The organism is Acetivibrio saccincola (assembly GCF_002844395.1).
GTDB classification, from domain to species: Bacteria; Bacillota; Clostridia; order Acetivibrionales; family Acetivibrionaceae; genus Herbivorax; species Herbivorax saccincola.
The window spans coordinates 23726-47001 of sequence record NZ_CP025197.1 but is presented as its reverse complement, the minus strand read 5'-3'; the positions used below and the strand labels follow the sequence as shown (position 1 = coordinate 47001).

Here is a 23276-nt window from a genome sequence, read left to right as displayed (position 1 = left end):
AATTTAAAAAAGAGAATGGCTGTATTGATATGTTTTTTTAGAATTGTAAATTATTAAAACCATTAAACCTTAAGGAGGGAACATTCCCCTCCTTAAGGCACCAATATTCATAACCCTTTAATTTGCCAGTATTTAGATTATTAGCCTTTAATTGCACCTGCCATGAGACTCTGCTGGATTTTCTTACTCATGAAAGCATATAGCAGCAGTGTTGGAATTGTTGTAATAACCAATGCCGCCCCGATAGGTCCCCATTCTGTAGAAAAAGTACCTTCAAGGGATTGAATTCCAACTGTCAGTGTCTTATAGTTTGAATCCCTGATAAATACAACTGCAAACATAAGCTCGTTCCATGCTTGCAAATATGTGAAAATAGCTACTGTAGAAATAGCAGGTTTTAAAAGAGGTAATATAATTCTAAAAAATATTCCATATACCCCGCATCCGTCAATGCAGGCAGCCTCATCCAACTCCCTCGGGATACCTGACATAAAACCGCTGAAAATTAATATAGCCATTGATAATGCAAAACCTACATAAGGAATAATCAATGCCTGATAGGAACTTAACATCTTTAATTTGCTCAGTACAATGAAAATAGGTAAAATTGCTGCATGAATTGGAATTGTCAAACCCAGCATAAAAATATTGTTGGCTGACTTTCTTCCCTTCCACACAAGTCTTGTAAGAGCATAGGTAGCCATTGCTGCAAAAATCACAGTCAGCAATATGGTTATTCCCGTTACAATTACACTGTTTAAAAAATATCTGCCTACCCTTCCTATTGTAAGTGCCTTTAAGTAGTTTGACCACATCCATTCCTTTGGAAGACCTATTATGTTTCCTCCAAAAATCTCCTTGTTGTTCTTTAGGGAAAAGGTAAACAACCAGTATAACGGAAATAAATTTATAATTGCCCATATGCTCAGTATAATGTAGGTGAATATTGTCTTTATTTTAAATTTTCCCATATACTTTTTAAATTTACTCATTTACATCTCCTCCGTTTTAATAGCGGCTTTTATAAGCAGTGCAAAGAAGAAACACAAGAAAATTATAGAAACAGCAATTGAACTTCCAAATCCAAAACGGTAACTGCTAAAAGCCTGTTCCACCATTAATGTAGCCGGCACCTGGCTGGCCCTTAACGGTCCTCCCCCTGTCAATACATATATTAAGTCAAATGCCTTTAAAGAACCTGTCACTGCAAAAATTAAAGATACCCTAATAATTGGCTTAAGCATTGGGATTGTAACATACCATGATACTTGTCTTTCAGTTGCCCCATCTATTTGGGCAGCTTCCCTAAGCTCCGTTGGGATTGTCTTTATACCAGCATACATTAAAAGCATGTGATACCCTACATACTGCCAAAGGAGTGGAATAAATACCGAAATTAATACAACCTTAGGATCTCCAAGCCAGTTTTTAGTCAGATTCTCCAATCCTATAGAATTCAAAAAGACATTTAAAATTCCGTATGTGGGAAAATAAATTTTCTTCCAAAGCTGACCTACAACAACTGTTGACAGCAATACAGGCAGGAAAAATACCCCTAGAAAAAATCTCTCCCCTTTTATTCCCTTTGCCAATGTTAAAGCTAAATAAAGAGATATAGGCAACTGGATAAAAACTGATAATCCTGCCAATATTAATGCGTTTATCACTGATTTGGTAAATTTTAAATTGGTATTTGTAAATAACTCTTTATAGTTTCCCAGTCCCACAAATATTTTTTTTGCAACACCATAGTCAAAAAAACTATAGTATACCGATGCAAAAATTGGTATAATAATTACAGTAATGAATAATATTGCCGCGGGAAATATAAACAAGAATATAGCCAACTTGTTTTTTCTCACAGAGTCCATTTCGACCCCTCCCTCCAATTACTCCTTCAAAAAACAATCAAAACCTTTCTTAACAAATACTGAATATATGTGCATTTGCTTGAAAGGTTTTGATCCATATTTTCTCAAAACTATTTTATTTTTTGAGAAAATGCAGTCATTATTTATCTTAGCGGTGGTAGCCATTATAGTCCACCGCCAAGATACTGTTTTTACAAAGTTTATTCCATTCAGCATTTAATTAAGGTTATTTTTCAAGGTTCTCTGCCATTCCTTTTACAAAACCTTCTGGTGACAATTCGCCAAAGTATAATTGCTGTAACATGTCTAAATAAGGATCTTTGTACTCAGGCTCCATAAGTGTATCAAACCAAAGTGTAAAGGATGTTGCACCTTCTACAAAACCTGCAAGCTTTCTTGTAAGCGGATTTACTGAACTGTCATCATAATCCACTTCCCATACAGGAAGTCCTGCACCGTCAAGGTATGAGTACTTGGATATACTTCTTGCCAATTCTATTGCTGCTTTTGCTGCAAGTTCAGGATGCTTTGAAGACTTACTTACCATAAGTGTGTCAGCTGCACCACCCATGAAATCAGTTGCTGCTGCCTTGTCTCCTAATAGAGGATATGGAACAGCATCAAAATCTTCTGGATTTTCTGCATCCTGCTGAATAGAACCTGCCATCCAGCTTCCTGTTACAAACATTGCAACTCTTCCTGCATAGAACTCTGCACTAGCTTCGTCATTTGTCCTTCCAGCTGCACCATCAACAAATGCACCCATGTCAACTAACTTTTTGAAGCTTTCTGCTGCTTTTAGGAAATCAGGATCATCATAACTCTGTCCTGTACGTGTTAGTGCTGATACTGTTTTTTCATGACCCGCTGATTTTAAAACCAGGTTGTCATGAGTCATAGCAAGAACCCATATATCTTTTGCACTTATACCAATTGGTGTAACGCCGTTTGCTTTAAGTTTTTCACATACTTCAACAAGCTCATCAAAAGTAGTTGGAGGTTCAACACCGTTTTCAGCAAATATCTTTTTGTTGTAGAATAGTGTTGAAATAGGAGTTGTATATGTTACACCATATACTTTTCCATTATATGTTTGGTAAGTAAGTGCTGCTTCATTTATTTGAGATTTGTACTCATCAGTAAAATACTCATCAAGAGCAAGCACATTACCTGAATCTACAAATGGTGCAGAGAATCCTCCACCCCAAGTGTAAAATATGTCAGGAAGGTCATTTCCTGCAACTGATGTTGCAATAATTGTTTTATATGACTGGTTTTCAAAAGTTTCATGCTTAATTTTTACACCTGGGTTTGCAGCTTCAAAGTCTTTAATCGCTTGTGTGTATGCGTTGTGGAACGCATCACTCTCTGTTGAAATACTCCACAAAATCAGCTCAATCTCTTCATTAGCACCCTTGCCTTCATCGTTTGCATTGCCTTTATCAGTTGCACCTGGACTTTCAGTGGGCTCTACATTACCACCTTCGTCTTTACCACTACAACCAGTAAAGACAAGTGCTAGTGCCATGAAACATGCCAAAAAAATTGCTAATTTTTTCTTCATTCTCAGATTCCCCCTGTGTGTTTTTTTTACTACATAATTATAAGTATTTCCATGCTAATATGCAACGGATTATTTTTACCTATAATATGCAATATTTTTACTTTGGCGGTGAACTATTAAATATCTATTCTAGATATTTTTAAAAAATCCTTCTATAACTACAAAAATATTTTTCCCAAATTATTATATTTTATGTATTTTGAAAATATGTAAGTGAAATATCAGATAAAAAAATAAATTCCAGAAGCTAATGTCCTGGAATTTTGGCGTGCCCAGAAGGAGTCGAACCCTCAACCTCTTGATCCGTAGTCAAGCACTCTATCCAATTGAGCTATGGGCACATGCAAAATAAATTCATTTGTTTGGTCAATATCTTAATAGTAATATAAAAACAAAAAAAAATCAACTGTATTTTTTTTAGTTTAAAAATTTTCAGATTCATTAAGATATATTTAAAAAAGAGGTTTAATTCCTGGATTTCTTCTTCAAAATACATTATATAAGTTTTATTTTTCCTGTAATATGCCAGGCTTATATGATATAATGGTTATTGGCACATAAGAATATTTTCCCAATAATATAGAAGGGATGAGTTTTATATGTTTTTTGACTGTTACAAATCAATTTTATATTCAGATACGCTGGTTCCGGATATCTTTATTACCGAACACATGCCTTTATTGGATTCAAATTGTGTAAAGGTATATTTGTATTGCCTGTTCTTAAGCAAGCACAATAAAAGGGCTTCCACTGAAGAATTTGCCAAAAACCTTAATATGGACGTAGATACAGTTAAGCATTCCTTCACCTGTCTTGACAATATGGGTATATTGACATGGAAGGAAAACGGCATACAGCTTCATGATTTAAAAGAAAAAGAAATTAAAAAAATGTACCGCTTAAAAACAACTTCCACCCCTGAGGAAGCAGTTAAAAATTGTGAAAAAAATAAAAGACGCAACGAAATTATATCTACAATAAACAATACCTTTTTCCAGGGCGTTATGTCCCCATCCTGGTACACTGACATAGATACCTGGTTTGACAGGTTTAAATTTGATGAAGATGTAATGCTGGCACTTTTTCAATACTGTTTTGATCAAAAGGGACTGTCAAAACCCTATATTGAAAAAGTGGCAGAAAGCTGGAAAAGCAGGAATATTAAAAATTCATTTGATTTGGATAATTATTCCATCGAATATGAGAAGTTTAAAGATGTGAGAAAGCTAATAGTTAAGAAACTCAAACTAAACAGAAACCTTACAGAATACGAAGAAAAATATGTTGAAACCTGGGTAATGGATTATAAGTATTCTTTTGAAATTATAGAACTGGCACTTAAAAAGACTACTTCAAAAACCAACCCAAACTTTAATTACATACACAGCATCATAACCGACTGGTATAAAAACGGCTTTAAAACCAAAGAGGAAATTCTTATGTATGATGCCAAAAGGAAAAAAACATCTTCTAAAAAAGCCCAAATGCCTGTAGCTGTGCCTCAAAAAGAGAATTTTGAACAGCGCCGGTATGATGAGGGCTACCTTGAAAGCCTTTATGAAAATGCTTAAAATCCAGGAGGTATTATGGGCAAAAACGTATACAACCTGATTAAATCAGAGTATGAAAATAGACAAAAAAAAGCATATCATTCACTTTTAAAGAGGAGAACTTTAGCTTATTCTAAAGTTCCTCTCTTAGAGGAAATTGACAGGCAAATAAAGATTAGCGGTATAAAGTATACTAAAATGATACTTCAAAAATCCCTGCCTTCTGATAAAGCTGCAGACCAGCTGTTTAAAAAAATTTCTCACCTTAAAGAGGAAAAAAAGCAGCTTCTTGAAAAACATTTTAATGATCCGGATTATTTAGAAATAAAATTTTACTGTGAGAAATGTCGTGATACAGGTTTTACTGTTGGCTCAAATGGTGTTGAAAAGTGTTTTTGCTTTAAACAGCAGTACATTGATAATTTATTCACCCAATCAAATATAAAATTATTAGACAGAGAAAACTTTTCAAATTTTAATGAGAATTATTATCCTGACATTGTTGACCCGGAAAAATACGGAATAAAAATAACACCCCGGGAAAATATACTGAAAATAAAATCCCGTGCTCTTTCCTTTATTGACAATATAGACAATCCTGAAGAAAAAAACCTTTTCTTCAGCGGTCCCACCGGTGTGGGAAAAACCTTTATGATAAACTGCATTGCAAAGGAGCTTTTAGAAAAGGGTAGAACTGTCTTATACCAGTCTTCACCTTCCCTTTTTAACACCATAAACCAGTACAATTTAAAATTTCAAAGGGGAGAAGTTTTTGAAGACACGGTTTATAAAAGCATCTATAATGTAGAGCTTTTAATAATAGACGACTTGGGTACAGAATCCCAAACTGCTGCAAGATATGCAGAGCTTTTAAATATCATAAACATACGTCAGGAAAACAATATCCGCCGCCCGTGCAAAACCATTATTTCCACAAATATTGGGATTAATGAACTAAACCAGTTTTATGGGGAAAGAGTTGTTTCCAGGATAATTGGCGGATTTGACTTGTTTAAATTTGCCGGCGAAGATATACGTGTTTTAAAAAAGCTTTCAGAAAATAACAAACTAAAATAAATTACATGAAAAAACTCTTTCTTAGAGTCCTATCAGCCTAGCCCCCTGTTCAATATATACATATACTACCACTAACAGACCGGGTACAAAAACCAGAATATCCTTCAGCATTACAGGTTCTTTCTCTTCTATAACATCAACCTCTGTTTTTGAGGTATTTTTAATAAATAAAACCATGAATAATATAAAAAATCCTGCAAAAAACGCCAAAGCTATTAAAAAACCAATTATAAAAGCAACTACCGTCACCACAGAATCACCTACAGGTATGTTTTCTAATTGGGGTAAGGCATTTGCACCTATTTCCACATCCATTGAAAATTCATTTAATTTTTGATAGTATAATTTTGTAAGAAGTGCAACAGAGTTGTTTACAAAGTGGGCAAATATACCACTATATAGGGAATTTGTCCTGTAAGCAATAAATCCTATTAAAGCTCCTAAAAGAAAAGTTCCAAAAAGTCTTTGAAAATCAAAATGCATTAATCCAAAAAGCAGCGCAGTAATTATAATGGCTTTTTTAACCCCATACCTTTCAAAACCTCTTTGAATTATCCCCCTGAAAAGAACTTCTTCACAAATTCCCGCTGCAATACCTACAAGAAAAAAACCCAGCATTACACCAGGCAAAGTATTTTCTATTGGAATATCTAATAATTCAACTTCCCCAAAAATCACCTTGACTAAATATTGGTTTAAAAGATTGAATACACCGGCTAAAGGCATTGAAGATACCATGAGAAAAAATATTATAATGAGTGTTTTAAATTTGATTTTATTTAATCTAAGTATTTTTTTTACATCAAATTTAAATAAAACCAGAAATAAAGCTGCTGGAAGCAGTATAAATGCAAATTGGATGGTTAAATTTGCTACATAAAAATTTAAGTTTATAAACAATTTATTTGCTAATAAAAACAAAATTACACATATGGAATACAGTGTACCTACATGGATAAGCTTAAGGCTTTCAGATTCTCTTGCATAATACCTTTTTCCCATAGCTAAACCTCTCATTTCTTTACTTATAGTTAATGAGCTATATCTTTACTTCTTAAACTTATTTTTAATTTTATAATATTATACCATTTTTAATGACCTTTTTTCAAATTTTTTCATAAAAATGCTTCAGGCAAAGTTTTTTATTTACACCTGAAGCACTTATATCTTTAAGCAATGGATTAAATTTATATATATATAATATTTATATTATTTTTAAAAAAGTCTGTTTTATTTCTTACATAGTCAATATTCCGTTAGGAGTATCCACTATCATTAAAATTTTCTCCTCTTTCCCTGTCTCTGCATTAATATATACAATAAAATCCCTATCATTTAATTTTCCTTTAAACTCATAGGTAAATAGCTCGGTTTTGTAATCTGTAGGTATAATTGCAAGACCTGAGCTTACTATCTCCATCCTGTCCCCAATCATACTTCTTGCTTCTTCTTCAGTTATTTTAGGTTCAGGTATATTTCTTTCTATATGCGCATAGAGGTATCCTTTACTTTCAAAACCCACTATTTCACCGTTGTCTAAGGCAATTTTTACTTTAATAAGGTCCGGGTATATAGTTACTCCTTCCTGCTGGTAGGCATAATTTATGGTAGCTGTGCCGTCTTCTTTTAAGTAATAGGTGTCTACCATTCCCTTATACCCTCTTTCTTCCAGAAACTTTTTACCAAGCTCCTTTGCCTTGTCAATATCTACCGTCTCCTGTCCTGTGTCCCTGTTGCGGAGCATCCAGAGCACATGTCCACCTTTTTGGGTAACATCCACAGTGGCAATATCATCCTCTGAACCATCTTTAAATACAACATTATAGGTATATGTCTTAATATCTGAATTATCATTTTTTCCCACTGTGTCTACTCTTTCCACTTTATCCTTTCCAAAAAATTTAATGACATATTCCTTTGCCTCATCCTGGTTTAAATCTTCTCCTGTAAGACCTTTAGGCTCAATTTTTGTCAAGTGGTCAGAAAAAGGTCCGTCATAAATAAGAGTGGGGTAGTCTACAAATGTCTTATCTATATTTTCAAACTGCTCTTTGGGCATTTCACTGGAAGTCCTTTTAAACAAAGGAGTGCCTTTCTCCCTGAGCTCCCCCCATTTTATTCTTCCTGAAGAAATTTGACTTTGCAAATCATTTAAGCTTTTATTTAAGGATTCTGCATAACCATGAAGCTGTTCTATCATTTTGTATTCTTTTTCATCTAAATTTTTTCCTTCCATATTCTTGTTATTTATTGAATAGGCCAAATCCCCTACTTGAGCTAAAAACTTGGCTGTATTTGCCAATGCATGCTGTGAAACAGGCAGCTGTCCCAAATTTGCCTGTGCTAAATTTGCCTGCCTCCAGGCTTCCTGCATAGTTGTTGCAGTGGCATTTGGTGTAGAGGTTATAAGGGATTTTATCAATAGTGCCTGTACATTATCCACATATCCAACCATTTCATAAAAGGCTCTGTTGTATTGATTGTCCAGCTCTTGGCGCAAATTTGCCGCATTTCTGTACTGATACATACCCCACACTGCAACCAACGCCAGTGCTACAATTGTAATGGTGTACATCTTTCTGTCTGACAGCCTGTTTTTAAAGTCTTTTAGCTTCCCTCTGATACTCAAAATTACACCTCCGGTTTTACTTTTTCAATTCATTTCTTTTAATTTCATTTCCATTAATTTTGTTTTCTTTTAATTATGTTTTTCTTTATTCCTGCTTCCCTTTGTATCTTGCTTTTCTTTACCCCTATTTTCCAAAATTATGCTTTCCTATTTTCTTTACAATTGTTCTGCTCCAAATCCAGTCGCTAGTTGAGGGCTCTCCCCTGGCCTCCCCATTAATTGCCCTGGCAATAAGCTCCTCGTCCCTGATGGAATTTCCTTTGGCAAATACCTCCCCAATGCTTGATTTATTTAAAATAGGAGAAATAAAACCCTTTCCTCCAAAGTACAAGGGTACTGCAATGGAAAAAATAACAATAAGTACAATTAGTATTTTAATTTTTTTCAAATAATCTCTCCTTTCCATATATGCTTTTAAGCTATTTTTTGTTTTTTTATAAAAAATATTCACCATTCCGAAATGCTGTTTACCAATGGTATAACATTGACATTTCCGCTAAATAATAACTATATAAAAATATCAGTTTTAAATAAATTTACTTGCGGGGTGTATTTATGGATATTTTGTTTTTATCAATATCAATGGGAGCGGGACATTTAAAAGCTGCCTATGCCTTAAAAGAATATGTGGAAAAAAAATATCCTCATTCAAAAAATATAATTGTGGATACTTTTAAATATATAAACCCTTTAGCACATAAAGTTATTGTGGACGGATATTTAAAAATGATAAAACTAAAACCCCGGCTGTACGGAAAACTGTATAGTTTGTCCGAGTATAAAGAAATTTTAAATAAACTAAGCAATATCATGAATATTATGCTGTCACCTAAAATAGAAAGGCTGGTTAAAGAGTTTAACCCCTCTGTTATAGTGTGCACACATCCTTTCCCCCTTAAGATGGTTTCTTATTTAAAAAAAGAAAATAAAATTTCCACACCTGCCGTTTCAATTTTAACTGACTATGTAAATCATCCCCTGTGGTTTCACAAAAATATTGAAGCTTTTATAGTAGGGCATGATTATATAAAAGAGGACATGATACGATGCGGCATTCCAAGAGAAACTATATTTTCATACGGGGTACCTGTTTCACAAATTTTTTTAGAGAAAAAGGAAAAGTCTTTGGCAAGAAAAGAACTGTCCTTAGAGGACAAATTTACCGTTCTTATTATGGGTGGAAGTTTAGGATATGGAAATTTAGAAAGTGCTTTTAGAGGCTTTGGAAAGTGTTCCAGGGAAATGCAGTTAATTGCCGTATGCGGGAAAAATAAACAGCTTAAAAAGAGACTTGAAAAAATTTCCCTCTCATTTAAAAATAAAAAGGTTAGAATATTAGGATATGCAGATAACATTTCCACTCTTATGGATGCAGCAGATATTCTCGTGACTAAACCCGGTGGTATGACTATATCAGAAGCCCTTGTAAAAGAACTTCCCATGTTTATAAATTCACCCATACCCGGCCAGGAAGAGAGAAATGCAAAATTTCTTGTAACTTCCGGAGCTGCAGTAACCATTTCTAAAAATGACGATATAGAAAATATTTTATGCCAGACAGTAGACAACCAAACAAGGTTCCGGCATATGAAGGAGATGGCTAAAACTCTTTCCACCCCTTATTCAGCAAAAAATATAGTTAATTTAATTGAAGGGTTGCTCTGATGCACTGCCTGAATCAACTGAATCAAATACTCTTTTTATACCTATCAGGTTGTTTTGAAATTTTTCACTTTGTATGGAATCCGCCACAACCCCTGCAGATTTACTGACATAGATAAATTGATTTTCCCCGGTATAAATACCAACATCAAAAACTTTTTCTAAATCCTTTCCGTTATTTAAAAAAACCAAATCCCCCGGCTCAATATCCTCTATATTAATATCTTTACCTTTAAAATTATGATAGTCAAAAAAGTCTTCTTTTATAAATTCAAAACCGTTTATTTTGCAGCATATGTACAAAAGACCTGCGGAATCTATCCCTTCCCATGTGCTGATCCCGCCGGAAAGATAGGGGGTATTTAAATACTTTTTAACGGTAGCAGCTAAATCTTTACCAGAAGTCTTTGGTATTGGCTCTTTAGCAGGCACCACAATTGTATCTTTCCTTTCAATCCATCCGGTGGTGTTTTTAGGCAAGGCCACTTCATAATAATTGTCCTTTACACTCAATATGTAGAGCTCAGTGCCCATTACCACATCCTTTACCGTAACCCTGCCCTCCGGCTTGTCAAGAATTTTCTTTGTCTTCCCTGTAACCACAACCCTGTCTTGGTAGAGTTCCTTCATTATACTCCTGCAGTTTTCATCTATGCTCTTTGTCCTGATCCAGCCAATATGGCCGTCAGACACTTTGACTTTAGACCACCCACCCTCACTTCCAAGAACGGTAACTTCCTGATTAAATAGTGCCTGGGTAAGTCGTTGGGATGTAAAATCAGTTTCTTTAAAAATATCTGCCACCGTACTTATTACAACTGCCTTGTCTTTATAATATGCCTCATCTATTTCAATTAGTGTTTCACCGGTATCAGGTTTTTTTGCACAGGATACAAATAAAAAAGAAATTAATAAAACAGATATTATTAAAATTACTTTTTTTCTTACACCAACCATTCCAACCACCAAAACCATCCTAAGTATTTGTCCATTAAATTTTAATTCTCCTTTTATTTCTTTCATCCAAGACACTCTCAAGGGCAATAGCCTCATTTACAGCCCCTTCAATTTTTTCTAAAAGCTCTTCCTCTGTTCCGAGCTTTAAATTTAATTGCTGTTTTAACATATACACTGTACTCTTTATATAATCAAGACGGGTGTCTATTCTTTCTAAATTTAATTTTTCCTCTTTTAACCTGGACAATATTTTTTCATCCATTTCAATTATTTTTTTTATATTTTCACGTATTTTCGGGTCACTGGTGAAATTTAGTTTTCGGGAGTTTTTTGCAATTCTCTCCTGTACCGGTTTTACATCTACTGAATTAAGCTCTTTATACCTTATACAAAAGCTTTTTAAAAGTTTTATATATGAAATAACCAAATCCAGGGCTTTTTCCGTTATCTTCTCATTTAAAAAGTTCGGACCCTCTTTGTAATAAAGTTTCATTATTTCATTTTTATCATCCATAATTAAACGCAGCTTTTTGTAATAGGCTGCATTTGTGTATCTCTTTGCATCATCCGCTAGTGTTATACATGTCCTGTCCAGCTTTTTTATATTCCTGTGCTTCATTTTGCTAATGAATTTTTCTTGAAATTTCTTGCTGGTAAAACTTTGAATCACTAGCCCTGAATACACAGCAAAAGATGCAGCACTTAAGGGAAGAAACAACAGGTCTCCCCTGCTTTCACTTGCCATTCCTGAAAACATTAAAAGAATTGTAAGAGTCCCTATATTTCTGCCATTAAGTAGTGAACTTATAAACAATTTAAACTTCATAATAAATTACCTGCAACCCTTGTTTTTGATAATAAATGCTTGCCGATTTTTCTTAAATTACTGGTTTTTCTTAAGATTTACCTTTTTGTTCTCTATTTTCTCCTTTACTTCAAAGCCGCCATCGGCGCCGCTTAGCATGGCCTCTGCCCTTACCCTTGCCCTTTCACGGGCAGAATTTAAGTCTAATTTTTTTAATTTCATATCTATATTACTTTCATTAAGACTTTCAACAGCATTTGCCCTTGCAATCTTTCTATTGACAATTTCCCTTGCTCTGTCCATATTCTCATTTATATTTCTGATTCTGTTGTTTTTAGATGCATACTTTGCATTGACGGTATTTATGTTTTCCCTTAATTTTGCCATCTTTTCCTGGGTCTTTAAAGTCTTTAATTCATTTAGCTTTGCATTCATTTCAGATTCAAACACTTTGTAGTTTTCCCATATTGCCTCAACTTCTTTCATGGCATTATCGTGAGTAGCCTTATGGGTTTCATATACAGTCTGATACTCTTCTTCATGCATAAGAAGTTCTATTAATAGCTCTTTGTCTCCCTGTCTTTTTGCAGCCTCTATCCTTGCCCTGACATCAGCTAAATTTTTTTCTGCATTTCTCATTTCTATTTTTATAAGCTCTGCATTTGTTTTAATTTCTATTACTTGCTGTTCAGCTTCTTTTCTTGCCTTCTTTATTTGATTTTTTATATCTTCAAATAAGAGGTCAGGATTATTTTCTTCTAATCCTCCCAACAGCCTTCCAAAGAAGCCTCTTATCATACTTCCTAATCTGCTGAAAAAACCCATATGTGCTCCTCCTTAAGAATAGTTCTTACTATTCATTAATTTATAATAAATGTTGGTCTTTGTAAATAGCAAATTATTTTTTGTCATCTAATAAATCCTTGTACCTTTCAGGGAGTAAATCTTTGTCATCACATTCTTTTATAGCCAACATAGTCATAAATTCCACCTGCTGGGTACTTGGTCTTAGACGCATTACAGCTTCTTTCAGCACATCCTCTGTAATTGTTCCCCCTTCAATGTTTTCCTCATTTGCTATCTCATAGGCTTTTCTCACAACTGCTTCAATTTCTGCTCCTGTATAATTTTCCGTCTCTTTTGCAAAAGGGGAAAAGTCTTCTATGCTGGTGCTAAATCCATATTTTTTTATAATTATTTTAAATATTTCAGCCCTCTCATCTTCCTCCGGTAATAAAACCGGTATTTTTTTATCAAATCTTCCCGCTCTTTTTAGGGCTGCATCTAAAAGATCCGGCCTGTTTGTTGCCGCAATAAATATTACTTTACCTCTATTATTTGTATTGCCGGTAAACTGCAAAAATTCATTGAAAATATTTCTGCCCACCCCACTGTCGTCCCTTTCTCCTCTTCTAAAAACAGTGTCTATCTCATCAACAAAAACTATCACCGGTTCCTGGGATTGGGCGCCTAAAAGGCACTTTTTAAAGTTTTTTTCACTCTCACCCACGTACTGTCCCAGTATCCTGGACATATCTATTTTTACACAGTTAAAACCGCTGGACTTTGCCAATGCATTAACCAAAAGAGTTTTCCCCGTCCCTGAAGGACCACACAAAAGTATGCCCATTGGAACCCTTCTTAAATCACCTTTTCTAACAGGTTCAACAACATTTTTTAAAAGATAGTTTTTTGCCTTTTCCATTCCTCCTATATCTTCAAATCCTATTTCAGGATAAATAAATTCCAATACATCCCCGTATTCCTTCTTTAAAACAGAGTGCTTTTTTTCTTTGATAAATTCAAAGCTTATAGGCACACCTTCTGCTTCAGATTTAAGCTTTATATCTTTTATGGCTTTTTTGCTAAGCCCGGAAGACAACTTTGCAAAGTCATGTACAGAAATATCCATGGCAACACTATTGTCCTTTAAAAGATATTGTATGTACTCTGCCCTCTCCCGTTCATTGGGAAGTTCCACCAGTATAGGTTCTATTCTGTATGCTGACTTTAACACTTCGCTGTTTACCTCAGCCAGGGTGTTTGCCAGCATAAATATCGTGCTTCCCACGGAGGATATTTTGGCGCTGTTTGACCATTCACATATCCAGATAAGGGCTGTTCTCTCTTCAAGGGACATTGATGCCACATCACCTGATGGTATTATTTTTTCCACATGGTCTATAAATAAAGCCATTTTTGTGTCCTTTAATGCCATGTCAATATAATAAAACAATTTAGAGGGCATTGCATGCATGGAGTCTTTTACCGCATTTAAAGTGATTTTATTAAATTCCCATTCCATTTCAGGTTCTAAAAAAGTCAATCCCTTAGATATGTCATAAAATGCTACAATGGAAAAGTTCCTGCATTTTATAAACTCCTCATAAATGTACCTATCAATATACCTGTAATTATCAACAACATCCCTTATATTAAAATAGAGAATAAATTCATGGGATATCCCCGCTTTGTATATGCTTAAAAATTTATCGTACCACATAAACTAATAAAGCACAGAAAACTAAGAATGTTTTCTGGCCTAAACCTCCTGATAAAAAAATTAAATAATTTATTTTCTATTTTACCATACTTACCATTCATATCAATGTAAATTATTGTAATTGATACCCTTGTCTTTGTTTATTTTTAATACATGTTTTGAATATTTAAAGCGAATAATAAAAAGGGTATTTAAAAACAGCATAAGGAGGTTTTTTATGGAGACGGTGGCTTTTAATGTTCCCACCCTTTCATGTGGTGCATGTTCTGATAAGATTCAAGAAAATGTAAAAGGAATAAAAGGCGTTACCAATTCATCAGTTGACTTAAAAAGCCAGCAACTTAAAGTGGAATACAATCCTTCTGACATAAGCCCTGAAGAAATCAAAAATCATATATCAAAAATGGGCTATGAAGTTTTGTAAAAAATACTTTTAAAAGATAAAAGTGCAGGAAATTAATAATCTGCACTTTTATTTTTACTTAAATTGTCTCACTCATTAAACTACTTTACTTGTTAAATTTATTCACTTAATTATATCGCCTTATTTACTGAGATGGGCATTCACAACAATTACATCGCTTAATTTATCAACATCATTTGCTATTTCAGGGTGTTCTGAAATTATACATTTTGCCTTTATATTTAAAATATTAAAAACTTTCTTTTCTGCATCTTCTATGGACAATCTTCCCAGCAGTAATTTTACAAAAAACCAAAAACCAAATACCCGTGCCATTTTAAGAGGGCTCTTTCTGTAGTTTACCATCTTTTCAATTAAAGGCAGGGAAGATTGTATAACTGAGGATTTAATATAAACAATATTCCCCCCTGTAAAAGTTCCTTCTTTCACTTTTACATAGGTTCTCTCCAATTCAGGATACAGTTTTACATTAAGGGATTTTTCAACCACAGGGTAGCAAAAATCCCCCTTTGTTTCTTTACACTTACTTACAAAATCATTTATTGTAGCAGGTGTTATCAAAGGAATATCAGCAGTACAAACCAATAAATGCTCGTCTTTATCAAAATATCTTATACCTTTCATAAGGTTTTCAACAATTGAACCCTCTGAATCTATTATATCATCAACTTTCCCCATAACAGCACCTGCTATATCTTCTTTAGGACCCACAACTACTATTTTTCCTATATCATTAGCATTTCTCAATGCATCTATTACATATTCTATTAATGTCTTTTTGTTAATCTCTATAAGGCATTTATTTTTATAGCCGCTCCAGCTTTCATCAGATTGTGATCCTGCCAAAATTATTGTGTTTATCATACTTTCCCCTTCTCAATCTAAAATACTAAACAATGTATTACTTAGTCTCTTTCCCATTTATTTTTTTCAGAGCCTTAATAATATTTTCTTCCTGCTTTTTTATGTGCTTTTGTGCAAAAATCCGGGCCTGTTCCCCATCCCTTTTTGAAATGGCATCATATATATCCTGATGCTCTTTAATTAAAACCTCATGGCTGCTGTAGTCCTTCAGGTATATAACCCTGAATCTTTGAATCTGTTCCCTTAGTTTACACGCAATTTGAATGAGTTTATCATTTCTTGAAGCACTATAAATTAAGTCATGAAACTCAACATCTTTTTTTATAGTTCCCTGTAAATTATCTTTTTCTGCATAAGATTTAAACTGAGAAAGAATCTGACCTAAACTTTTTATTTCCTCATCTGTTATCCTTTCGGCAGCAAGAGAAGTAGCAAGACCATCAAGGGAAGCACGTACCTCTAAAACATCCATTATGTTTTTGACAGATAGCTCCGCCACATGGGCACCTTTTCTAGGCAGCATTTCAACTAGACCATCCAGCTCCAACTTCCTGATGGCCTCTCTTACTGGTGTACGACTGACTCCCATTTTCTCTGCCAGCTTAACCTCCATTAAGCGTTCTCCCGGCTTTAGCTCTCCTGAAATGATAGCTTCTTTTAGTGTATTAAAAATAACTTCCCTCAAAGGTTTGTAATCGTTAAGATTTACTTTTGAAAGTTTACCCGCCATAATACTACATCTCCTCACATAGTGTTTCCGCCATAAAACATTCACATTTGCTATTTTTCATTTTCACGTATGCCAAGCGAGCCTTTTCCTTGTTTTCAAATATTCCAAAAACCGTAGGACCGCTTCCGCTCATCATGCTGCCTAAGGCTCCAAAGTTTATAAGCTTTTCTTTGATTTCTTCAATAACCTGGTGTTTTTTTGCGGTAACTGCCTCCAGTACATTTTTCATGTTTTTTGCTACACACCCAATATCTTCCCTTTCAATGGCATCTAAAATCAGTGGAATGTCCGGTCTTTCTGATATATTGTTTAAATCCAGGTTTTTGTAAACCCAGGCTGTTGACACAGAAACCTTAGGTTTAACAAGGACAATATTCACATTTCTAAAAGACCTGACAGGTGTCAATACTTCACCTATTCCTTCTGAAAGCACGGTCCCTCCCGTTATACAAAAGGGAACATCTGCCCCAATGGTTTTGCCCAGCTCCATCATCTCTTTATTATCTAAATTAAGGGAAAATAATTTGTTAATTCCCTTAATAACAGCTGCCGCATCTGTACTTCCTCCGGCAAGCCCTGCTGAAACAGGGATGTTTTTAATTATTTTTATTTTAATGCCTTTTTTAATTTCATATTTTTTTTTAATAAGTTTTGCAGCCTTGTACGCAATATTACCACTTCCGGTAGGAATCCAAGGCTTATTGCAGCTTATATAGATCCCGTCATCTGTATAGTCATCTGTAATTTCAATGTATACATCATCATGAAGGTTTATTGACTGCATAATCATTTTTACTTCATGATACCCGTCGTCTCTTTTTCCTAGTACATCAAGAGATAAGTTTATTTTAGCATTTGCTTTTAAAAGTATGTTATTCATTTTTATCATTTTTCCTGTTAATTAGTTTTTGCTTCATATGTTTTTATTTTCTGTGTATACTTTTATAATTATATACAATATAAGTTTCTTTTTCAACAACGGGAAAATATCCAGCTTAAAACCCTGCCTTTTATAAGCAGGGTTTTAAAATTTTCCGTCATATTTTTCTTGGGATGATAATTTGTTTTCCTTCCTCCAGACTTTCTTCCTCTATTTTGTTAAATTTTTTTACATCTTCAACGGTGGTTAAATATTTTTTTGCAACTTTCCACAAATCATCCCCCGGCTGTGAAAAATATATTGTAAGACTTGCAAAATCTTTAGTATCTGCCCTATCTTCACTTTCAAAAGCCTCAGTTATTAAGGTATACTCAATTTCATCCAATACCTTTGTATTAACATTTATAATTGCCCTTACCTCAACTTCATTTTCTGAAACCACGCTAAAATTACAATGTTCCACTTCCAAATCCACTTCGCAATCCATTCCTTCCCTTACATCATCCAGCTCAACGGTGTGTTTAAAGGGTATTCCGCTGTAGTGACAAAAAAGAGGCTGTTCTTTGTTATTTGCAACATATAGTATGCCGGTATTTAAGCTTCCTTCTATAGTCACCCTGTTCCCTGAAATGGTGCTTTCAAATAAATCAGATTTGGATAATACATTAAACACTTCTAAAATACTTGGGCTTTCCCCATTTATCTTTACAATTTCCTTTAATATCACCTGGCTTTTATCCTGGCACGCAACCTTGTTTGTCTTAAATAACCGGGTTTCAAAGTCTATTTTTGATCTCATGCTATATGCATCGGATATAACTTCCATGTTTTTCTTGCTCCTTGCCTGAGCCCATATAGAAACCCTTACTTCACTTTTTAATATCCTAAGCTCCCCCTCACTATCCTCCTCAGGACTAAAGAAAAAGTCCTCAATTTTATAGTCAATTTCACATTCCGAATCTTCATCTATCCCCTGAAAATCCAGGGATTGAGTAAAGGACATCTCATGTTCCATAAATTCAATACTTCTTTCTTCTGTATCTCCAATATAAAGGGTGAGTATGTTTATATCACCTTTTGCAATTATTTTGTTATCTGCTATTTTGTAGTCCTTGCCGGTGATTTTTACATCTGTCCTTAATATTTCTTTTATTGAGGGCTTTCCAGATGGTATTTCTAAAGCTTCATCCAATGTATAATTTGCTGTATTTTCCCCTAAGTAGAAGTATATATCCACATTTTTTCTAAGCACCTGTAAATCTTCTATGCCTTTTAATTCACTTACAAAACTTTGCTCTGTTTCACTAAATACTTTTGCTTTTAATTTTACAATTGTCTTTACATTTATTTTCCTGCTGTTTAAAATTTCATAGTCAATATGCTCTATATCCCCCTTAACCCTTACATTCATTTTAGAATTGGAATTTTCCATATCAAAAATATGGCTGAACTCATATGAAGTATTTATGCTTTTTATTGACTGATCCTTGTCATCAGAGACATATAATATTTTATACCTCACAACCCCTCTTACCGAAACTTTGTCTTGCAGTACTTCTGATTTTTTTTCTATAACTTCCCCGTCTAAAACTAGAATACGCAAAACATCGGGATTTATATCCGGTACGATTATATCATGTTCAATAATTGTCTGGGATGATTGTTCACCTTTTGTATAATTTATTTTTGCAGATTCTCTAACAAGTTCAAGAGACATTTTATATTCCTCCTATTTTCTGGTGATCATAAGGCTGTTGTCATTTCACCTTTGATTTTGTACTAGACTTATTAATATATATTGACAAGACGTAGTAAATATTCTAAAAAAATAAAAAAATCAGGTATATACCTGATTTTTTTATTTAAAAAACTTTTTACGTCCCCTATACATTTTACAAATAAATTACAACTTTAAAACTAAATACAACTGAAATACTTACACCTAGCTGGCACATATTTTTCTATTGTCTTTGCATACCACGATTTCAACTGCTTTAGTAAGTACGTCAGTATAACTGAAAGATACTCTTCTTGTAGCTTCATATTCATTCTCAAATCTCACTACAAATATGCTAGGATAGGTGTTTTCCAGTATTCCCTCTTTTATGAAGGCTTTCTTCCTGCCTTTATTAGCCTTCAGCTGAACTTTCTGACCAACGCAGGTTTCTATGTCCTTCTTTATTTGGAAAAGGCTGTTGTTTTCCATTTGTCCATCACCTCGTCTTCTGTAATAAGATAATTATATCATATACAATTCAGCTTGTCAAAAAAATAATATATTATAACAAGTATTTTTTAGTTGTGTCAAGTGTTTTTTGTTTGTAGTTTTTTTCACAATCATTTGATATTACTGGATTACACTAAATATAGCCCTTACAAAACATTCACGGACAATATTTAGTGTTGTTTGTGCAACATATTGTATTGATATAAAATTTAATACTTATTTTATGTTTTAAGGTTTTATAAGAAATTCATTCCTATATTTAACTTTTGTTTCTATTGAATATAAACTTTTGATTCATGTAATTATTTTACTTTTTACTGCTTCTATAATTACAATAATACCTTTTTCTGTATGGATTGTTTTTTGTAAATAACAAGATCAGTTTCAGGAGCATCAGCTTCTAACCTGAAGAAAAGAGCGTTAAGTAATGCTATTTTTTTATTCCCTTTCCTCTTTATGTCAACTACTTCAAATAATATATCAGAGCCGTAGGATTTCCTGGAAACAATATCACCGATTTTAAGTGCCATTTTAATCACCCTTAAAATATAACATCCCTTATTATACATAATATGTTTATATGTGTTTGTATGTGAATATATGTTGAAAAAAAACAAGGATAAAAGGTATAATAATACTATGTTTTTATAATTTAATTGCCTAAGGAGGTAAGTTATGCTTACAGATATACAAATAGCACAATCCTGTGAAATGAAGCCAATTACCCAGGTAGCCGGTGATTTGGATATTTTAGAAGATGAATTAGAGCTTTATGGAAAATATAAGGCTAAATTATCACCTGAACTTTGTAAAAGGGTGTGCAAAAATAAGGACGGTAAACTTATTCTTGTAACTGCCATAAACCCAACTCCGGCAGGTGAAGGAAAAACCACTACCACAGTCGGCATAGGTCAGGCAATGAGCAAGTTGGGACATAAAGCAATTATTGCTTTAAGGGAGCCTTCTTTAGGACCTGTAATGGGAGTAAAGGGGGGTGCCGCTGGCGGAGGATATTCCCAGGTGGTTCCAATGGAAGACATTAACCTTCACTTTACCGGGGACATGCATGCATTAACTTGTGCAAACAATTTACTTTCAGCTGCCATTGACAACCACATACATCAAGGAAACAGCCTTGGGATAGATCCAACACAAATTATATGGAAAAGAGCAATAGATATGAACGACAGGGCTCTTAGAAACATTGTAACAGGGCTTGGAGGAAAGAAAAACGGAATCCCAAGGGAAGACGGGTTTTTAATAACAGTTGCATCGGAAATAATGGCAATTCTGTGCCTTTCTGAAGATATTGAGGATTTAAAAGAGCGTTTGGGAAAAATTATAATAGGATACACCTATGAAGGTGCCCCTGTGTATGCCAGGGATTTAAAAGTCAACGGCGCCATGGCTCTTCTTTTAAAGGATGCCATTAAACCTAATTTGGTTCAGACCCTTGAAAACACTCCTGCCTTAGTACACGGCGGTCCCTTTGCCAACATTGCCCACGGGTGCAACAGCGTGGTGGCAACAAAACTAGGGTTAAAACTTGCTGATTACTGTATTACTGAAGCAGGATTTGGTGCAGATTTAGGTGCAGAAAAGTTTTTTAACATTAAGTGCAGGTATGCAGGGTTAAAACCTGATGCCGCCGTTTTAGTTGCCACAATAAGGGCTATTAAATATAATGGCGGGGTGGATAAAAACAATTTAGACGCCCCAAATATTAAAGCACTGGAAATGGGCTTTGCCAATGTTGAAAAGCATTTAGAAAACATACGTAAATTTGGTGTTCCTGTCGTGGTTGCCATAAATCTCTTTCATACCGATACAGACGAAGAAATAGAATATATTAAAGAAAGATGCAAAAGTATGAACGTGGAGTGTGCAATTTCAGAAGTCTTCACCAAGGGTGGTGAGGGAGGAAGGGATTTGGCACAAAAAATTGTTGACATTACAAACACAACCAAATCAGATTTTAAACCTCTCTATGATGAAAATCTTAAAATTAAAGAAAAAATTGAGATAATTTCCAAGGAAATCTATGGTGCTTCAGGGGTAGATTATATGCCTTCTGCCCTAAAGGCTATTGAAAAAATAGAAAGCCTTGGAATGGACAAGCTTCCGATATGCATGGCAAAAACCCAGTACTCTCTATCTGACAATCCTGCCCTTTTAGGACGGCCTGAAGGGTTTAAAATAACAATTCGGGAAGTTAAATTATCTTCCGGTGCCGGATTTATTGTTGCAATTACAGGCAACATTATGACCATGCCCGGACTTCCTAAATCACCGGCTGCGGAAAAAATAGATATTGACAAATCCGGAACCATTTACGGGCTGTTTTAAAATCATTAATGCTAAAGCTAGAGGGGCAAAGCTCCTTTAGCTTTAAAAGCCTTAAAAAAGCAATTTAAATTCTTTTAAAAATCTTTCATGGTGTTTTATTTCCTCTATTACTTCCTCGCACCTTTTTAAGAATTTTTTTCCCCTCCAGGTTCTTTTGCTGTTGTAGTACTTATTTATCACTCTCCAGAATTTGTGGGGAAACTGCAGCATTAAATATAAAATCAAAAACTCATCTTTACTTATAGGTTCAATGGAGCAGTAAGAATCCATTATAACCTTTGCTTCATCCACATCCCAGTCGCACTTTCTCATTTTTCTTCTTAAAAAATTAGCTATATCATACATCTTAAGCTCATAACTGCAGTAGTCAAAATTTATCACCGACATTTTATCATCGTCACATATTATATTGCAGTATGAATAGTCTCGGTGACAAAATTTTTTTTCATTTCTTGCTTTTTCCACAAGCATATCATATTTTGATGTATATATTCTGTTTAAAGCATCTTCTCCCATTTCATAAAAATAATCTATGTATTTGAGAATCAAATAATCAACTGTTCCTTTTTCCCTTTGGGCTATTTTTTTTGCCCTTTTTATCTCATCTAATCTTTTTTTATAGTATTTGGGAAGTTTTCCTAATTCACTTCTTTTTGCAGACCCCGGGGGAGGAATATACCCCTTAGATGCCTTGTGAAGTTTTGCAAGGGTTTTAGAGGCTTCTACGACATCCTCTCTTAAATCAAAATTACACTCCCTCCCGCTTATTAAGTTTGTCATTGTATAAAAAGCACCATTTATGATGGCATAAGGCATTCCTTCCTCTGTACATATATATCTGTCAATGTTTGTAAAGTTGTTTTGGTGTAAATGTTCTTTTGCACCATGTATAAACAACACTCTTTCAGGTGAAATGCTCATTTTTTTTATGATTTTTTTCCCAACCCCGGTTTCCGCAATAAAACTGTTTTTGTAATTATACAGCATTTTAATTTCAAATCCATAGCTATTGGATAGTTGCTTTTCAGTTTCCTGCATATTTAAGTAACCTCCAGACTGAAACAATTAAATCTACAAACAATTATATTCATGTCTTCTAAACTATAGAATTAAAGATGTGTTTTAATTTAGGGAAAATAAAAAGAGGGGGAAAACCCCTCACTTTTTTATAATAGCTTTTTATATTA

General features: G+C 34.1%; 22 protein-coding genes and 1 tRNA gene. 5 read left to right on the top strand and 18 right to left on the bottom strand.

The features are described 5' to 3' along the window. Positions 1 to 140: 140 nt before the first annotated feature. The 4 genes from HVS_RS00260 to HVS_RS00245 form a co-directional block, all read right to left on the bottom strand. A complete protein-coding gene (locus HVS_RS00260) occupies positions 141 to 992 on the bottom strand; it encodes a carbohydrate ABC transporter permease (RefSeq protein WP_101298485.1) in 852 nt (283 codons plus the stop codon). Beyond that, the gene (locus HVS_RS00255) at positions 993 to 1871 is read right to left on the bottom strand and encodes a carbohydrate ABC transporter permease (RefSeq protein WP_101298484.1); all 879 of its coding nucleotides are present in this window, start codon (positions 1869 to 1871) and stop codon (positions 993 to 995) included. A 226-nt stretch (positions 1872 to 2097) separates the two neighbouring features. Then, complete coding sequence (locus HVS_RS00250) at positions 2098 to 3435, bottom strand: extracellular solute-binding protein (protein ID WP_101298483.1); 1338 nt, start codon at positions 3433 to 3435, stop codon at positions 2098 to 2100. Positions 3436 to 3699: 264 nt separating this feature from the next. Then, a tRNA-Arg gene (locus HVS_RS00245) sits at positions 3700 to 3776 on the bottom strand. 258 nt (positions 3777 to 4034) lie between these two features. Between HVS_RS00245 and HVS_RS00240 the strand changes: the two genes are divergently transcribed. After that, positions 4035 to 5006 carry a DnaD domain-containing protein gene (locus HVS_RS00240; protein ID WP_101298482.1) on the top strand — a complete coding sequence of 324 codons (972 nt, stop codon included), beginning with the start codon at positions 4035 to 4037 and terminating at the stop codon, positions 5004 to 5006. A gap of 15 nt (positions 5007 to 5021) precedes the next feature. Next, positions 5022 to 6062: an ATP-binding protein gene (locus HVS_RS00235; protein WP_101298481.1), complete on the top strand. Its 1041-nt coding sequence runs from the start codon at positions 5022 to 5024 to the stop codon at positions 6060 to 6062. Between the two features lie 21 nt (positions 6063 to 6083). On the opposite strand, the gene HVS_RS00230 is transcribed toward HVS_RS00235, so the two are convergent. The 3 genes from HVS_RS00230 to HVS_RS00220 form a co-directional block, all read right to left on the bottom strand. Further along, on the bottom strand, positions 6084 to 7064 hold the full coding sequence (locus tag HVS_RS00230) for a type II CAAX endopeptidase family protein (RefSeq protein ID WP_159063321.1): 981 nt from the start codon (positions 7062 to 7064) through the stop codon (positions 6084 to 6086). A gap of 235 nt (positions 7065 to 7299) precedes the next feature. Then, the gene (ypeB, locus tag HVS_RS00225) at positions 7300 to 8691 is read right to left on the bottom strand and encodes a germination protein YpeB (protein WP_101298479.1); all 1392 of its coding nucleotides are present in this window, start codon (positions 8689 to 8691) and stop codon (positions 7300 to 7302) included. Between the two features lie 124 nt (positions 8692 to 8815). Beyond that, complete coding sequence (locus HVS_RS00220; protein ID WP_242971617.1) at positions 8816 to 9079, bottom strand: hypothetical protein; 264 nt, start codon at positions 9077 to 9079, stop codon at positions 8816 to 8818. A 167-nt stretch (positions 9080 to 9246) separates the two neighbouring features. On the opposite strand from HVS_RS00220, the gene HVS_RS00215 reads away from it, so the two are divergent. Further along, complete coding sequence (locus HVS_RS00215) at positions 9247 to 10356, top strand: MGDG synthase family glycosyltransferase (protein WP_101298478.1); 1110 nt, start codon at positions 9247 to 9249, stop codon at positions 10354 to 10356. Here the strand turns inward: HVS_RS00215 and HVS_RS00210 are convergent. The 4 genes from HVS_RS00210 to HVS_RS00195 form a co-directional block, all read right to left on the bottom strand. Then, positions 10336 to 11376 (bottom strand): C40 family peptidase, encoded by a 1041-nt coding sequence (locus tag HVS_RS00210; protein ID WP_159063320.1) that lies wholly within the window; start codon positions 11374 to 11376, stop codon positions 10336 to 10338. The genes HVS_RS00215 and HVS_RS00210 overlap by 21 nt on opposite strands. Next, positions 11345 to 12136: a hypothetical protein gene (locus tag HVS_RS00205; RefSeq protein ID WP_101298476.1), complete on the bottom strand. Its 792-nt coding sequence runs from the start codon at positions 12134 to 12136 to the stop codon at positions 11345 to 11347. The genes HVS_RS00210 and HVS_RS00205 overlap by 32 nt, the downstream gene beginning before the upstream one ends. Positions 12137 to 12193: 57 nt before the next feature. Next, positions 12194 to 12940, bottom strand: coding sequence for a PspA/IM30 family protein (locus HVS_RS00200; RefSeq protein WP_101298475.1), 747 nt, complete (start codon positions 12938 to 12940; stop codon positions 12194 to 12196). 73 nt (positions 12941 to 13013) lie between these two features. Beyond that, positions 13014 to 14618, bottom strand: a complete 1605-nt coding sequence (locus tag HVS_RS00195) for an ATP-binding protein (protein WP_101298474.1) — start codon at positions 14616 to 14618, stop codon at positions 13014 to 13016. A 217-nt stretch (positions 14619 to 14835) separates the two neighbouring features. Between HVS_RS00195 and HVS_RS00190 the strand changes: the two genes are divergently transcribed. Then, on the top strand, positions 14836 to 15042 hold the full coding sequence (locus HVS_RS00190; RefSeq protein WP_101298473.1) for a heavy-metal-associated domain-containing protein: 207 nt from the start codon (positions 14836 to 14838) through the stop codon (positions 15040 to 15042). Between the two features lie 120 nt (positions 15043 to 15162). Here the strand turns inward: HVS_RS00190 and HVS_RS00185 are convergent, their stop codons facing one another. From HVS_RS00185 to HVS_RS00160, 6 genes are all read right to left on the bottom strand, one after another. Then, complete coding sequence (locus tag HVS_RS00185; RefSeq protein WP_101298472.1) at positions 15163 to 15906, bottom strand: nucleotidyltransferase family protein; 744 nt, start codon at positions 15904 to 15906, stop codon at positions 15163 to 15165. A gap of 37 nt (positions 15907 to 15943) precedes the next feature. Continuing rightward, complete coding sequence (locus tag HVS_RS00180; protein WP_101298471.1) at positions 15944 to 16636, bottom strand: GntR family transcriptional regulator; 693 nt, start codon at positions 16634 to 16636, stop codon at positions 15944 to 15946. A 4-nt stretch (positions 16637 to 16640) separates the two neighbouring features. Beyond that, positions 16641 to 17516: a 4-(cytidine 5'-diphospho)-2-C-methyl-D-erythritol kinase gene (ispE, locus tag HVS_RS00175; RefSeq protein WP_101304015.1), complete on the bottom strand. Its 876-nt coding sequence runs from the start codon at positions 17514 to 17516 to the stop codon at positions 16641 to 16643. A 157-nt stretch (positions 17517 to 17673) separates the two neighbouring features. Next, complete coding sequence (locus HVS_RS00170; protein WP_101298470.1) at positions 17674 to 19233, bottom strand: DUF3794 and LysM peptidoglycan-binding domain-containing protein; 1560 nt, start codon at positions 19231 to 19233, stop codon at positions 17674 to 17676. A gap of 225 nt (positions 19234 to 19458) precedes the next feature. Then, positions 19459 to 19722, bottom strand: a complete 264-nt coding sequence (locus tag HVS_RS00165; protein WP_101298469.1) for a Veg family protein — start codon at positions 19720 to 19722, stop codon at positions 19459 to 19461. Positions 19723 to 20072: 350 nt separating this feature from the next. After that, positions 20073 to 20312 carry a sporulation peptidase YabG gene (locus tag HVS_RS00160; protein ID WP_242971616.1) on the bottom strand — a complete coding sequence of 80 codons (240 nt, stop codon included), beginning with the start codon at positions 20310 to 20312 and terminating at the stop codon, positions 20073 to 20075. A 106-nt stretch (positions 20313 to 20418) separates the two neighbouring features. Here HVS_RS00160 and HVS_RS00155 point away from each other — a divergent pair, with 106 nt between their 5' ends. Beyond that, positions 20419 to 22089, top strand: coding sequence for a formate--tetrahydrofolate ligase (locus HVS_RS00155; protein ID WP_101298467.1), 1671 nt, complete (start codon positions 20419 to 20421; stop codon positions 22087 to 22089). Positions 22090 to 22140: 51 nt separating this feature from the next. Here HVS_RS00155 and HVS_RS00150 read toward each other — a convergent pair whose 3' ends face one another. Beyond that, complete coding sequence (locus HVS_RS00150) at positions 22141 to 23127, bottom strand: CotS family spore coat protein (RefSeq protein WP_101298466.1); 987 nt, start codon at positions 23125 to 23127, stop codon at positions 22141 to 22143. Between the last annotated feature and the right edge of the window lie 149 nt (positions 23128 to 23276).

Excerpts from the sequence above, each read along its gene's own strand:
- HVS_RS00260 (WP_101298485.1), bottom strand. The coding sequence starts at position 992 with ATGAGTAAATTTAAAAAGTATATGGGAAAATTTAAAATAAAGACAATA.
- HVS_RS00255 (WP_101298484.1), bottom strand. The coding sequence starts at position 1,871 with ATGGACTCTGTGAGAAAAAACAAGTTGGCTATATTCTTGTTTATATTT.
- HVS_RS00250 (WP_101298483.1), bottom strand. The coding sequence starts at position 3,435 with ATGAAGAAAAAATTAGCAATTTTTTTGGCATGTTTCATGGCACTAGCA.
- HVS_RS00240 (WP_101298482.1), top strand. The coding sequence starts at position 4,035 with ATGTTTTTTGACTGTTACAAATCAATTTTATATTCAGATACGCTGGTT.
- HVS_RS00235 (WP_101298481.1), top strand. The coding sequence starts at position 5,022 with ATGGGCAAAAACGTATACAACCTGATTAAATCAGAGTATGAAAATAGA.
- HVS_RS00230 (WP_159063321.1), bottom strand. The coding sequence starts at position 7,064 with ATGGGAAAAAGGTATTATGCAAGAGAATCTGAAAGCCTTAAGCTTATC.
- HVS_RS00215 (WP_101298478.1), top strand. The coding sequence starts at position 9,247 with ATGGATATTTTGTTTTTATCAATATCAATGGGAGCGGGACATTTAAAA.
- HVS_RS00210 (WP_159063320.1), bottom strand. The coding sequence starts at position 11,376 with ATGAAAGAAATAAAAGGAGAATTAAAATTTAATGGACAAATACTTAGG.
- HVS_RS00205 (WP_101298476.1), bottom strand. The coding sequence starts at position 12,136 with ATGAAGTTTAAATTGTTTATAAGTTCACTACTTAATGGCAGAAATATA.
- HVS_RS00200 (WP_101298475.1), bottom strand. The coding sequence starts at position 12,940 with ATGGGTTTTTTCAGCAGATTAGGAAGTATGATAAGAGGCTTCTTTGGA.
- HVS_RS00195 (WP_101298474.1), bottom strand. The coding sequence starts at position 14,618 with ATGTGGTACGATAAATTTTTAAGCATATACAAAGCGGGGATATCCCAT.
- HVS_RS00190 (WP_101298473.1), top strand. The coding sequence starts at position 14,836 with ATGGAGACGGTGGCTTTTAATGTTCCCACCCTTTCATGTGGTGCATGT.
- HVS_RS00185 (WP_101298472.1), bottom strand. The coding sequence starts at position 15,906 with ATGATAAACACAATAATTTTGGCAGGATCACAATCTGATGAAAGCTGG.
- HVS_RS00180 (WP_101298471.1), bottom strand. The coding sequence starts at position 16,636 with ATGGCGGGTAAACTTTCAAAAGTAAATCTTAACGATTACAAACCTTTG.
- ispE (WP_101304015.1), bottom strand. The coding sequence starts at position 17,516 with ATGAATAACATACTTTTAAAAGCAAATGCTAAAATAAACTTATCTCTT.
- HVS_RS00170 (WP_101298470.1), bottom strand. The coding sequence starts at position 19,233 with ATGTCTCTTGAACTTGTTAGAGAATCTGCAAAAATAAATTATACAAAA.
- HVS_RS00165 (WP_101298469.1), bottom strand. The coding sequence starts at position 19,722 with ATGGAAAACAACAGCCTTTTCCAAATAAAGAAGGACATAGAAACCTGC.
- HVS_RS00160 (WP_242971616.1), bottom strand. The coding sequence starts at position 20,312 with ATGTATAATAAGGGATGTTATATTTTAAGGGTGATTAAAATGGCACTT.
- HVS_RS00155 (WP_101298467.1), top strand. The coding sequence starts at position 20,419 with ATGCTTACAGATATACAAATAGCACAATCCTGTGAAATGAAGCCAATT.
- HVS_RS00150 (WP_101298466.1), bottom strand. The coding sequence starts at position 23,127 with ATGCAGGAAACTGAAAAGCAACTATCCAATAGCTATGGATTTGAAATT.